The following is a 13,199-nucleotide window of genomic DNA, read 5'->3' as shown; positions in this document are numbered from 1 at the left end:
CCTGTGGTTGCTGGAAAAAAGGGGCTGTCTGGTATAGGTTTAGAGAGAAAGGAGCGTTGTGAAATGGATCAAAGCGACGTTGGCCGGCTGATTGCTCAATGCCGGAAGGAAAAGCATCTGACCCAGGCTCAGCTGGCCGAACAACTGGGTATTACGGATCAGGCCGTATCAAAGTGGGAGACGGGGAAATGTCTGCCGGATCCCTCTATTATGCTGGACCTGTGCCAGATTCTGGATCTTACAGGGGACGAGCTGCTCCGTGGAACAAAAGCCCCCAGAGTGCCAGTGGAAATGCCTCCTCCCCCGCCCCAGGAGAGGCGGCGGGCCCGCCCACCGGTCCGCAGGCTGATTTCGATCCTTTTCTCCGCCGCGGTTTTGACTGGGATTTTTGTGTGCCTGATCTGCGATCTCGCCCTGTCCGGCGGTCTGACCTGGTCCCCTATTCCCGTCAGCGCCATGGTCTTTGGGTGGGCTGTCGTCCTCCCCAGCATTGCGTGGGGCGTCCGGGGAATCCAGGGCAGTCTGGCCGCGCTCACCCTCTTTCTCCTCCCCTTTTTGCTGCTGCTCAGCTGCCTCACCGGCGTGGGGGCGGTCTTCTCTATCGGCGCCGTCATGGCGGTTCTCTCTCTGCTGTTTCTGTGGCTCATCGCCGGGATGTTCTGCTGGCTGGGGCGGACCAGGCCCTTCGCCGCCCTGGGGACCGCCCTTTTCCTCTCCCTCCTCCTCTTGTTTTTTATCAACGCGGCACTGTCAAGGCTCATTGCCGAGCCCATCTTTGACCTGTGGGACGGGGTGTCTGTCTTCGTACTGCTGATTTTGGCGTTCGCCGCCTTTCTCCGGGATCGCACCGGGAGGCGGGTCCAGTAGCCGGCATAGTTTCCTTCTCCGGAGCATAGTGTTCCTGTGTGGAGGTGAGATGGATTGTCACGACTGCTGGGTAAACCCTGGGTACGGGACATGATTCTGGGCTTTGCCCTGCTGTGCGCCGCCCTGGCCCTGATGCTCTACCCCAGGGACACCATGGAGGCCGCCAAGAGCGGGCTGGCCCTGTGCTATAATGTCATTATCCCGTCCCTCTTTCCCTTTTTTGTTCTCTCCTCCCTGGTGGTGGAGCTGGGTCTTGCGGGGGCTTTGGGCCGTCTGCTGGAGGGGATCATGCGCCCCCTCTTCAACGTTGGCGGGGCCTGCGCCTCCGCCTTCGCCCTGGGCTTTGTGGGCGGCTATCCCGTGGGCGCCAAAACCGCCATCGGCCTGTATGAAAAGGGAATGTGTACCAAGACCGAGGCGGAGCGGCTCCTCTCCTTCTGCAACAACTCCGGCCCTGCCTTTATTCTGGGCGTGGTGGGGGCGGGGATCTTCGCCAGCGGCCGGGCGGGCCTCATCCTCTATCTGGCCCATGCCGCCGCCTCGGTGTGCGTGGGGATGCTCTTCCGCTTCTACCGGGCGGGGGAGGACGGGGGCGGATCCGCCCCTGGAAGCCGTCCCCAGTTTCAGGCCAGGCGGTTTTCCGCCGCCTTTACCGAGTGCATCAAAAACTCCTTTTTCTCCGCCCTGAATATCTGCGCTTTTGTGGTCTTTTTTACGGTGGTGGTCCGGCTGCTGGTCCTCACCGGCCTGCTGCCTGGCCTGGCCACTCTGGCTGGCAATCTTCTCTCCCCCCTGGGCTTTGATCGCACCTGGGCGGAGCGGCTGCTCACCGGCGTGCTGGAGCTGACCACCGGCGTATGGACCCTCTCCGGCGAGGGCAGCCTCACCGGCCGGCTGTCCATGGCCGCCTTCATGCTGGGCTGGGCCGGCATCTCCGTCCACTGCCAGGTGCTCTCCTTTTTAGGGGGGAGCGGCCTTTCCGTGCGCACCTACCTGGGCGGGAAATTCCTCCAGGGCCTCTTTGCCGCCGGCTTTACCGCCTTACTGGTGCGGCTGTTCCCTCTGGGGGCGCCGGTTTCCTCCCTCCTGGCCGAGCAGGTGGACGATCTGGCCGGTTTGGACTTCCACACCACCCTCACCCTGTCCACCGTGTCCGCCTGGGTAACTTTCCTGCTCTTCCTCCTCCTCACCGCCGCCGCCCTGCGAAAAAAACCTGTTCACAACCGGTCCGGTGTGATATAATCAATACAATAATTTTAGGGGAGGGCCGCCGCCATGCTGTTTAAAAAAGATATCGAGCCCCGGTGCGCCTACTGCGCCAGGGGCGCCCAGCTGGAGGGGAGCTCCATCCTGTGTCAGAAAAAGGGTGTGGTGGAGGCCGCTGGCCACTGCCGCGCTTTCCGGTACGACCCCCTCAAGCGGGTTCCCCCCCGCCCCGCCGTCCTAGACCTCAGCCGCCTGGACGAGGAGGACTTCACCTTAGAAACAGACAGATAAGAATCGGAGGACGCCGGGCCGGCGTCCTCCGATTTTCTTCCCCCTCCTTTTAACAGAATTTAATCTTTTCTTTAGCACAAAAAAAGGTTCTTTTCACTCCGGTATGCTACCATATGTTCAACAAACATCCCCTGTCTGATTTGAGGAGGAATCGTTATGAATCGAAAGCTATACCGCACCCGGGGGCCTGACGCCATCCTGTTCGGCGTGTGCGGCGGCATCGCCGAGCGCTTTTGTATCGACCCCGTCCTAGCCCGCGCCGCTCTGGTGCTTCTGGTCTGCTTCAAGGGCCTGTCCCTGTGGCTGTATCTGCTGGCCGCCCTGCTCCTGCCCCCCAAGAGCCGGTACTATCCGGAGCCTTAGGCCTTGTTTGAAAACAGACTCTAAGGTGCCTGGCGGAGAACAGGCGCATTTTCCCGATAAACGTAGAAATTTTCCGGCAGGCATAATTTCCATGCTACATATTTGACAAGCCGCGGCAGATATAGTACAATTATTCTTGTACAAATGATACAAGGAGGCAGGGGCATGAAACTTACGTTTTTCGGCGCAGCCAAGGCCGTTACCGGCAGCTGCCACTGTTTTGAATGCAACGGGACAAAGGTCCTGGTCGACTGCGGACTTCAGCAGGGCCGGGATGAGCGGGACAACACGGAGCTGGACTTTACCCCCAGCTATATCAGCGACGTTATCGTCACCCACGCCCACATCGACCACTCCGGCCGCATCCCCCTGCTGGTGCGGCAGGGATTTCAGGGCAACATCTACTGCACCCGCCTGACGGGCCAGCTCCTGTCTATTATGCTGCGGGACTCCGCCCACATCCAGGAGAGCGACGCCCAGTGGCAGAACCAGAAGGGCAAGCGCGCCGGCAAGGAGATGGTGGAGCCGCTCTACACCGTGGCGGACGCGGAGGCCGCCCTGGAGCATCTGGTCACCTGTGAGTACGGCGAGATCCTGGAGATTGAACCGGGCATCAAAGTCCGCTTTACCGACGCGGGCCATCTGCTGGGTTCCGCCAGCGCAGAGGTGTGGCTCACCGAGGAGGGGGAGACCCGCAAGCTGGTCTTCTCCGGCGACATCGGCAACAAGGACCAGCCCATCATCCGGGACCCCAGCTACATCAAGGAGGCGGACTACGTCCTCACCGAGAGCACCTACGGCGACCGCAACCATGACGTACGCCCTGACGCGGACTACACCGCCGACCTGGCCGCTATCATTGACGAGACCCTGGGCCGGGGGGGCAACGTGGTGATTCCCTCCTTTGCTGTGGGCCGCACCCAGGAGCTTTTGTACTTCATCCGGGAGATGAAGGCCCATGGCATGGTCAAGTCGGTGCCCAACTTCCCCGTCTATGTAGACTCCCCCCTGGCCAGCGAGGCCACGAAGATCTTCTCCGGCGACCTGCGGGGCTATCTGGATGAGGAGGCCATTGAGGCCCTGAAGGGCGGCGCCCTCTTCCAGTTCCCCAACCTGAACATCACCGAGAGCAGCGAGGAGTCCAGAACCTTGAATATGGACAGCACCCCCAAAGTGATCATCTCCGCCTCCGGTATGTGCGACGCCGGCCGCATCCGCCACCACCTCAAGCACAACCTCTGGAGAGAGCAGTGTACGGTGGTCTTTGTGGGCTACCAGGGGGAGGGCACTCTGGGCCGCCGCCTGCTGGACGGGGTACACAGCGTCAAGCTCTTTGGGGAGGAGATTGCCGTCCGGGCGAAAATTGTCAATTTCCACGGCCTGTCCTCCCACGCCGACCGGGACGGCCTGCTGCGCTGGATTGACCACTTCGACCCCAAGCCCCGGGAGGTCTTTGTGGTCCACGGCGAGGCCAAGGTGACGGAGATTTACGCCCAGACCCTGCGGGACCGGGGCATCTCCGCCCACTCCGCCAACTATGAGGAGGTCTACGACCTGCTCACCGGCAAGATGATCGCCCCAGGTATCGTGCTGGAGCCCAAGCCGGTCCACGTGTCCGACTCCGCCTCCCCGGCCTACCGCCGCCTGGAGGAAAACGGCCGCCGGCTGCTGGAGGTCATCGCCCACAACCGGGGCGGCGCCAACAAGGACTTGGCCAAGTTCGCCGAGCAGCTGCGCCTGCTTATCGAAAAGTGGGATCGCTGAGCCGCTGAACAGAAATAGAACGGGAGCCGGGCGATGCCCGGCTCCCGTTTTTGCTCCTATGGGTACGGCTTTTTCCAGCTTGAGCCTGTACACAGGTCAATCCACAAACTGGATCCCCGCGCCCAGTACGCCGGTGCTGATATAGACGCTGAGGGTGGCGTCAATCTCTCCCCGCCAGAGGTGCTCATAGTTGGGAAATTCGGCCTGCATTTTTGCGGCCAGCTCCTCCATTTCCTCCGGCGCGCCGCCGTTGGCCACCGCCAGGTTATAGCGCCTGCCCTCCTGGAAGTTGGCCCGGACCAGGTCCAGCAGCTTGCTCTGCACCGCCTTGCGGCCCCGGACCTTGGCCACGCTGGCCAGCTGGCCGTCCTTGGCAAAGCCCACCAGAGGCTTGATGTTCAGCATGGTCCCCGCAAAGGCCGCGATCTTGCCAATCCGCCCCCCCTTTTGCAGGTATTCCAAGGTGTCCACCGAGAAATAGGGGAAGGTGTTTTGGAGCAAAAAGGGCACCCGCTCCTCCACGAGGGCCTTCCACTGGGCGCCGGCCTGGATCTCCTCCCACACCTGGAGGATCACCGCCCCCATGCCCAGACTGCCGCTGAGGGAGTCGAAGACCACAACCTCCATATCGTCCCTGGCCCGGCCCTGGACCCGAACCATGTTGTACGTGCCGGACAGGCCGCTGGACAGGTGGATGGCCAGCACCTTCTCATACCCCAGGGCGGCGATTTGATCCAAAGTCTCCTTTACCGATCCGCCGTCCGGCAGAGAGGTCTGGGGCAGCTCTCCCGCCGCCTGCCGGGCGTAGATATCGCCGACAAAAATATCCACGCCGTCGGAAAATTCTCCATCCCCGCAGCGGATCTTCAGGGGCAGGGTAAAGATTGGCTTTCCCGCCCGCAGCGCTTCGCTGAGATCGGCGCATGAGTCGGTCAAAAGTGCGATTTTCTGCGGATTATGCGCAAAACAGGGCTCCTCCATTGACAATTCCATCCTCTCAGCCTATAATATGCCCAATGACATAACATCGTTATGCGACTATTATACGGTCCGGCCCCTTCCATGTCAAGCAGAAAGGCGGTATTTGGTATGGATTATGCCCAGCGGCGGCGGGAGCAGGCCCGCCAGACGGAACAGGCCATCCTCCACGCGGCTATGGAGCTCTTCCGGGGCAGCAGCTTTGACAAGGTGTCTGTGCGGGATATCTGCCACAGGGCCGGTATCACCACCGGCGCCTTTTACCACCACTTTAAATCGAAAGAAGAGATGCTCCTGCGGGGCTTCGCCCCTTTGGACGTCTATATGGAGCAGGCCATGGCCGGCCGCGAGGGCGAGCCCCCCGCCCAGCGGCTGTGGCTGCTGCTGTCCAATTACGCCGCCTTTATGGAGCGGCTGGGGTGGGAGCTGCTGGCCCGCTACTACCAGCAGCGGCTGGGCTCCCCCGACTCCCGGTCCATTGACGCCAGCCGGTTCACCCTGCGCTGTATGCGCGGCTGCCTGGCGGAGCTGATGGCGGACACCCCCCTGTCCTCCGGTCAGTCCCCGGAGTGGATGGCCGATTTCCTCTTCCGCCACTTCCGGGGGGTGGTGGTGGACTGGATCATCCACCAGGGCTCCTATCCCCTCCTGCCCAAGCTGGAGCAGGATTACCTTCTCTTCCAGGCCGCCTTCCGGCAAAACAGGCCATAACATGGAGGAGACACAGAAGCAGCTGTCCCCGGAAATCCAGCTAAATTTCTATCAGAACGCCCCGCTGACGCCGTCTTTTCCCCCGCTGGAGGGTATCCCCTCCGGCGGGGGCGTTTTTGCCTCCTGTAAATTTAATAAAAATTTAACCCTTTCTTGTACTTCTTTTTTGAATTCCTATCGTATTATAATAACCGGATTTTTCTCCGCGAATCCTCTTGACCTTCCACCTGGTAGAAGGGGTATGATCTCTGTTGGGAAGGCGGATTCGTAAAAAAATTTTGAACAATGCCCTCTGCCGGGTTGACAGCATTCTGATTGTCCTCTATCATATGTGACAGCTTGTCATATCCTGTGGAACAGGGGGGAGCGCCGTGCCCAAGCGTACCTTTTTCAATCTGCCATCCGAGAAGCGTACCACGCTTCTCGGCGCCGCGCGGAGCGAATTCGCGCGGGTCCCCTTCGGGGATGCCTCCATCAACCGCATCGTCCATGCCGCCGGCATCTCCCGGGGCAGCTTTTATATGTACTTCTCTGACAAGGAGGATCTGTTTCTCTACCTGATCTCCCTCTACGGGCAGCAGATCCGGGATCTCATCTGCACGCTGCTGGGCGAGACACAGGGGGATCCTTTCGCCGCGCTGATCCGCCTGTTTGACCTGGCCGTCAGCCGTGCTGGACTGCCGGAGTACCAGGATCTGCTGTCCATCCTCCGGCTGAACCAGCACCTCCAGCTGGATCTGTTCCTGCGGGAAAAACCGTCCGGCTGTCACGCCGGCCGCCTGTACGCCATGGTGGACCCAGAGCTCCTGGATCTGCGGGAGGAAGGCGACCTGGAGGCGTCCATCCAGCTGCTCCTCTCCACCGCCGGCCCCATACTGGTCCGCGCCCTGCTCTCCCAGAGCACGGAGCCGTTCAGAACCACTCTGAGACGCCGGCTGGCCCTGCTTCAACGGGGTATATCCGCCAAGACCGCCCCCTGCGCGGCTTTGGCGCATACATAGAATAGAAACCGGGCGTCCGGACTCCCTGTCCGGCCCCACAAAGGAGATATCTATGGAAAACAAGGAAACCAAAGGCGGCGTAGCCGCCCCCGCCAAACCAGAAGCCCCCAGCAAAACCCCGCCCAAGAAGATCTCTGTCCCCAAAAAGCGGCCCAAGTGGTTCAAATGGCTCAAGCGGCTTGTCACCTTTGCCGTCCTTGCCGCGGTGGTGTTCTTCCTCCTGCGGGGCTGCGCCGGGGGACCTGTTACGGCCGGTATGGGCAGCTATCTGGCCGAACACGCCTCCATGCAGGATTTGACCGTCTTTGTCTCCGGCACCGGCACCATCCAGCCCAATAACTCCTACAAGGTAACTACCTTGGTCCGGGGGGAGATTCTGGAGGCCCCCTTTGAAGAGGGGCAGAGCATACACAAGGACGACCTGCTCTTCCGCATTGACGCCAAGGACGTGGAAACCGCCATTGAGCAGGCCCAGCTGGCCATCCCCCAGGCCGAGGCCGGGGTCCGGCAGGCAGAAGCCGCCGTCCGCCAAGCCGAGGCCGGGGTCCGGCAGGCGGAGCTCAATCTGGAGCAGGCGGAGCTCAACTTCCGCAACATCAATAACAACGCCAAGGATGCCACCCTCACCTCCAACGCCACCGGCATCATCTCCCACCTCTACGTGGACGAGGGGGACAACATTGTGGCCGGGGCCCAGGTGGCGGACATTCTGGACCGCTCCACCATGAAGCTGAAGGTCCCCTTCCACTCCGCCGATGCCGCCGGCATCGCCCTGGGGCAGAGCGCCACCGTGGTGGTGGACGGCACCGCCGAGTCCCTGATCGGTACTGTCACCGAGATCTCCGCCCTGGAGCAGGTAGGCCCCGGCGGCACCCTCACCCGCACCGTCACCATCTCGGTGTCCAACCCCGGCGTCATCACCAACCAGAGCACCGGCACCGCCGCCGTGGGTACTCTGTCCTGCTCCGCCAACGGCCCCTTCGAGTACGCCGCCCAGAAGACCGTGGTGGCCAAGACCAGCGGCGAGCTGGCGGTCCTCTCCGTCAAGGAGGGGGACTTCGTCACCGACGGCCAGACCCTGGGTTCCTTTGACGCGGACAGCATCACCACCCAGATTGAAACCGCCCGCATCGCAGTGGAAAACGCCCGCATCGGCGTGGAGAACGCCCGCACCAGCCTGGATAACGCCCGTACCAGCCTGGACAACGCCCATCTGGCGGTGGAGAACGCCCAGCTCACCCTGAAAAACGCCCAGGACCAGCTGGAAAACTACACCATCACCTCCACCATCGACGGCACCGTCATTGAGAAAAACCTGGACGTGGGGGACAACATCGACAGCACCACCTCCACCAGCGCCGCCGCCCCCAACTATCCCGCCGTGATCTACGACCTGTCCGCTCTCACCTTCGATATGGACATCGACGAGCTGGACATCAATAAAATTAAAGTGGGACAGAAGGTGGAGATCACGGTGGACGCTCTGGACGGCCAGGTCTTCTCCGGTACGGTGGATAAGGTGAACATCAACGGCGCCACGGTGAACGGCGTTACCTCCTATCCCGTCACGGTGCTGGTTGACGACCCGGACGGCCTCCTCCCCGGCATGAACGTGTCCGCCAAGATCATTGTGGAGCACATCGGCAACGTCCTGTGCGTCCCTGTGGACGTGGTGGACCGGGCCGGCGGCGGCGTGGTGCTGGTCCCCGGGGCCGACGCGGTCTACAGCGAGGACGGCGTCCTTCTCAGCCCCGGCACCATTGAGACCCGCTCCGTCACCCTGGGCCGCAACAACGAGGATTTTATCGAAATCCTGGACGGCCTGAAGGAGGGCGACGTGGTGCTCAAGCAAAATCAGGCCTCCAGCATGATGCAGATGATGATGGGAGGCTAAGCCTTGGAACATCTCATTGAATTAAAGGACGTCTATAAAATCTACCAGATGGGAGAGGAGACCGTCCACGCCCTGGACGGCGTCACCCTCACCATCGACCAGGGGGAGTTTGTGGCCATTGTGGGCTCCTCCGGCTCCGGCAAGTCCACCGCCATGAACATCATCGGCTGTCTGGACGTGCCCACCTCCGGCTCCTACCACCTGGGGGGCATCGACGTGTCCACCATGGAGGATGACCAGCAGGCGGAGATCCGCAACAAAATGCTGGGTTTCATCTTCCAGCAGTACAACCTCATCCCCAAGCTCAATGTGCTGGAAAATGTGGAACTCCCCCTGCTCTATGCCGGCCTGTCCGCCGGGGAGCGGAAGGAGCGGGCCCTGCGCTCCCTGGAGCGGGTGGGCCTGCGGGACAAGTGGCGCAACCTCCCCAGCCAGCTGTCCGGCGGACAGCAGCAGCGGGTGTCCATCGCCCGGGCCTTGGCGGGAGAGCCGTCGGTGATTCTGGCCGACGAGCCCACCGGCGCCCTGGACTCCCGCACCGGCCGGGAGGTGCTCTCCTTCCTGAAAAAGCTCCACCGGGAGGGGGACACCGTGGTGCTCATCACCCACGACAACTCCATTGCCGTAAAGGCAGACCGGATTGTCCGCCTTCAGGACGGCCGGATCGTCTATGACGGGGACTCCAGCGATCCCCAGGCGGTGGTGCAGCCCCACGACGACGAAAGCGAGATCGAGGACGACACCTTCGGCGGAGAGGCGGTGGGGGTATGAATTTTACCCAGTCCTTCCGCCTGGCCATCAAATCTCTGGTCACCAGCAAGATGCGCGCCCTGCTCACCATGCTGGGCATCATCATCGGCGTGGCCGCGGTGATTATCATCACCAGCCTGGGCAACGGAATGCAGAACTACATGAACCGCCAGTTTGAGCAGCTGGGCGCCAACCTGATCCAAGTCCAGATCTTTGGCCGGGGGGGCGGCTCCTCCCGTTCGGTTGAGCCGGAGGATATGTACGCCCTGGTAGAGAAGTACCCCCAGTACCTCTCCGGCGTCACCCCCTACGTCAGCGCGCCGGCAAAAGTCCGCCACGGCTCGGACGAGTTCAAGCGCACCAGCATCTACGGCGTGGGAGAGTCCTTTTTCAACAGCAAGGGCCAGACCATGAACGGGGAAACCCTGGCCCAGGGCCGCTTTGTCAAGTATATCGACGTGGAGCGCTATCAGAACGTGTGCGTCATCGGCTCCTACCTGAACCGGGAGGCCTTTGGGAACAACGGCCTGGGGCAGACCCTCTCCATCGGCGGGGCCCCCTTCACTGTGGTGGGCGTGCTGGAGGAGAGCGGCGACAGCGCCGAGGGCAGCGCCGACGACAAGGTCTATCTGCCCTACACCAGCGCTTTGCGGCTGTCCAATATGGCCGACGCCAGTTTCTACCTCTTCACCAGCACCAGCCGGGAGACCGCCTCCGCGGCCAAGGGAATTGTGGAAAACCGGCTGTTTCAGACCTTTCAAAGTTCAGACTACTACATGGTCATGACCTCGGCGGAGATGATGGACGCCATGGACTCCATGCTCAACACGCTGATGATGATCCTCACGCTCATCGCCGCCATCTCTCTGTTGGTGGGGGGCATCGGCATTATGAACATCATGCTGGTCTCCGTCACCGAGCGCACTCGGGAGATCGGCATCCGGAAATCCCTGGGGGCCAAGGGTAAGGATATCCGCAGCCAGTTCGTCATTGAGGCTGGCACCACCTCCGCCATCGGCGGCTCCATTGGCATTGTGCTGGGCATTATCATGGCCAACGTGCTCACCAATGTGATCGCCGTGGTCCTGGGCACCGGCAACGACGGCTTTGTGGCCGTCCCCACCCTGGACGGCATCGCCGTGGCCTTCGGCGTGTCCGTGGCAATCGGCGTCCTCTTCGGCTATCTCCCCGCCAACAAGGCCGCAAGGCTCAACCCCATCGACGCGCTGCGTTACGACTGATTGAAGGAGCAACTGATGATGAAAAAACGTATTCTCTCCGCCCTGGCCGCGGCCGCGCTGGCGGTGGGACTGCTGCCGGCAGCCCTGGCCGCGGCGCCTGACCGGCAGGAGGCCGCCGAGGTGCTGGCCGCCCTGGACATCATGGTGGGCGACCAAAACGGCAATCTCAACCTGAGCAGTACCGTCACCCGGGCGGAATTCACCCGCATGGTGATCTCCGCCTCCCCCTTCCGGGACAGCGCTGGGGACGCCGCCAGCGTCTCCCCCTACCCCGATGTGCCCAAAAGCCACTGGGCCGCGCCCTATATCCAGGCCGCGGTGGGGGCGGGCTATGTCTCCGGCTACCTGGACGGCACCTTCCGCCCCGGCAGCTCCATCACCCTGGCGGAGGGAGTCACCATGGTGCTCAAGCTGCTGGGCTATGAGAACAGCGACTTCACTGGGGCCTATCCCGCCGGACAGATGGCGGCCTACCGCAATCTGAATTTGGACGAGGGGATCTCCGCCTCCGCTGACAGCACCCTCACCCGGGGGGACGTGCTCTGCCTCTTCTACAACCTGATGACTACCAAGAACAAGTCCGGGGTGTACTACCTCAACGTGCTGGAGGCCGGCAAGAATCTGGTCAGCGCCGACGGCGTCATCGACCGGGTGGCTTTGGTCAATGACGCCATGGAGGGCCCCGTGGTGGCCGACGCCGTCAACTGGCAGTCCAAGATCCCCTTCGACCTGGCCAACGCCACGGTATATCGGGACGGGAAGGCCTCCTCCCTGGCCGCCCTCCAGAGTCTGGACGTGGTCTACTGGTCCAAGCCCATGAATACCCTGTGGGCCTATACCAAGCAGGTCACCGGCACCCTGGAGGCCGTGGCCCCCAACACCTCCAGCCCCGCCAGCGTCACCGTGGCCGGCCAGGTCTACGCCCTGGAGAGCAATGAAGCCGCCTTCGCCTTCAGCAATCTAGGCCAGTTCCGCACCGGCGACAACGTCACCCTTCTCATGGGCCGCACCGGCAATGTGGCGGCGGTGCGGGGCACCGGGGAGAGCGGCGTCATTACCGCCACCTACGGCATTGTCACCGCCGTGGCGGACAGCCCCTATACCGACAACCAGGGCAACTCCTATAACCGCCACACCATCACCGTTATGACCACCTCCGGCGCCGTCAACAGCTATCCCACCACCTCCAACTACCGCGCCGGCGATCTGGTGCGCATTACCACGGAGAACGGGGAGCTGCAAATCAAGCGTCCCACCACCGTCCGGCTCTCCGGCACGGTCAGCCGGGACGGCAAGCGCCTGGGCAACAAGTCTTTTGCCGCCAACGTGGAGATTTTGGACACCTATGAGGACACCGCTGTGCGGGTCTATCCCGAGCGGCTGGCCGGGCTGGAGATCACCGAGCGCATGGTCCGCTTCTGCTCCACCAACGCCCAGGGGGAGATTGAGCGCCTCATCCTCCGGGAGGCCACCGGCGACACCCACACCTATGGCATCCTCACCAGCGTCAATGAGGTTAACGTGGGGATGATGGTGTCCAGCAGCTACGTGGTCAACGTGGCGGGTCAGGAGGTCCCCATTGTCAACCCCAACGGGGTGTACAACCTCAAGCAGGGTCCCTGTGTTATCAAGGGCAGCCTATCCGCCCCGGACCGCATCACCAATCTGGACAGCGTCCGGCTGGACGCCATTCTGGGCTACACCGCCCTTACCGACCGCAACCAGACCCTGGACATCTCAGAGCGGGTGGCCGTGTTCGAGGTGCGGGACGATACCTATTACTACTCCAGCCTCGCCCGGGTCAGCGGCGGTGGCTATACCCTCACCGGCTACTATGACAAAGCCCAGGATCAGGGCGGCCGCATCCGCGTCATCCTGGCCCGTTCCTCCTCTTGACAGAAGAACCAGAACGCACCCAGTTCCCCTAAAAAACGGCCCCCAGCGGTACGCATTGTACCGCTGGGGGCCTTGTTTTCTATTCTATGGCGCGGGCGGGCTTCAAGCCCGCCCTAGGGCGTCCAAACACTCAGAAGCTGTACCAATAGGCGAAGTGCGTGTATGAGCGAGAAAATTTTTTGGCTGGCAAGGAAGAAACGCGCAGGAATCCTGGCGGATTTCAAGCGTTTTTGATGC

Annotated in this window: 12 protein-coding genes; 11 read left to right on the top strand and 1 reads right to left on the bottom strand. The window is 62.0% G+C overall.

Features of this window, described 5'->3' with window-relative positions; all coding sequences use genetic code 11:
• The first annotated feature begins 63 nt into the window (after positions 1–63).
• From D1159_RS02500 to D1159_RS02480, 5 genes are all read left to right on the top strand, one after another.
• Positions 64–867 (top strand): helix-turn-helix transcriptional regulator, encoded by an 804-nt coding sequence (locus D1159_RS02500; protein WP_161844126.1) that lies wholly within the window; start codon positions 64–66, stop codon positions 865–867.
• Between the two features lie 54 nt (positions 868–921).
• On the top strand, positions 922–2,109 hold the full coding sequence (locus D1159_RS02495) for a nucleoside recognition domain-containing protein (RefSeq protein ID WP_161844125.1): 1,188 nt from the start codon (positions 922–924) through the stop codon (positions 2,107–2,109).
• A gap of 33 nt (positions 2,110–2,142) precedes the next feature.
• Complete coding sequence (locus D1159_RS02490) at positions 2,143–2,364, top strand: hypothetical protein (protein WP_161844124.1); 222 nt, start codon at positions 2,143–2,145, stop codon at positions 2,362–2,364.
• Between the two features lie 156 nt (positions 2,365–2,520).
• The gene (locus D1159_RS02485) at positions 2,521–2,727 is read left to right on the top strand and encodes a PspC domain-containing protein (protein WP_161844123.1); all 207 of its coding nucleotides are present in this window, start codon (positions 2,521–2,523) and stop codon (positions 2,725–2,727) included.
• A 165-nt stretch (positions 2,728–2,892) separates the two neighbouring features.
• The gene (locus tag D1159_RS02480) at positions 2,893–4,491 is read left to right on the top strand and encodes an MBL fold metallo-hydrolase (RefSeq protein ID WP_161844122.1); all 1,599 of its coding nucleotides are present in this window, start codon (positions 2,893–2,895) and stop codon (positions 4,489–4,491) included.
• Between the two features lie 96 nt (positions 4,492–4,587).
• Here the strand turns inward: D1159_RS02480 and D1159_RS02475 are convergent, their stop codons facing one another.
• Entirely contained in the window at positions 4,588–5,472 is an 885-nt protein-coding gene (locus D1159_RS02475; protein ID WP_161844121.1) for a DegV family protein, read from the bottom strand.
• Between the two features lie 108 nt (positions 5,473–5,580).
• Between D1159_RS02475 and D1159_RS02470 the strand changes: the two genes are divergently transcribed.
• The 6 genes from D1159_RS02470 (at position 5,581) to D1159_RS02445 (ending at position 12,962) form a co-directional block, all read left to right on the top strand.
• Positions 5,581–6,180, top strand: coding sequence for a TetR/AcrR family transcriptional regulator (locus tag D1159_RS02470; protein ID WP_161844120.1), 600 nt, complete (start codon positions 5,581–5,583; stop codon positions 6,178–6,180).
• A gap of 371 nt (positions 6,181–6,551) precedes the next feature.
• Positions 6,552–7,181, top strand: a complete 630-nt coding sequence (locus D1159_RS02465; RefSeq protein ID WP_161844119.1) for a TetR/AcrR family transcriptional regulator — start codon at positions 6,552–6,554, stop codon at positions 7,179–7,181.
• 52 nt (positions 7,182–7,233) lie between these two features.
• Entirely contained in the window at positions 7,234–9,075 is a 1,842-nt protein-coding gene (locus D1159_RS19970; RefSeq protein ID WP_161844118.1) for an efflux RND transporter periplasmic adaptor subunit, read from the top strand.
• 3 nt (positions 9,076–9,078) lie between these two features.
• Positions 9,079–9,846: an ABC transporter ATP-binding protein gene (locus D1159_RS02455; protein WP_279279989.1), complete on the top strand. Its 768-nt coding sequence runs from the start codon at positions 9,079–9,081 to the stop codon at positions 9,844–9,846.
• Positions 9,843–11,066 (top strand): ABC transporter permease, encoded by a 1,224-nt coding sequence (locus D1159_RS02450; protein ID WP_161844117.1) that lies wholly within the window; start codon positions 9,843–9,845, stop codon positions 11,064–11,066. The genes D1159_RS02455 and D1159_RS02450 overlap by 4 nt, the downstream gene beginning before the upstream one ends.
• Before the next feature lie 15 nt (positions 11,067–11,081).
• Entirely contained in the window at positions 11,082–12,962 is a 1,881-nt protein-coding gene (locus D1159_RS02445; protein WP_243152065.1) for an S-layer homology domain-containing protein, read from the top strand.
• Positions 12,963–13,199: the final 237 nt, after the last annotated feature.

This window comes from Pseudoflavonifractor sp. 524-17 (genome assembly GCF_009935845.1).
In the GTDB taxonomy this organism is placed as follows: domain Bacteria; phylum Bacillota; class Clostridia; order Oscillospirales; family Oscillospiraceae; genus Pseudoflavonifractor_A.
Note: the sequence above shows the minus strand (reverse complement) of the source record. Positions and strands in the feature narration are given on the sequence as shown.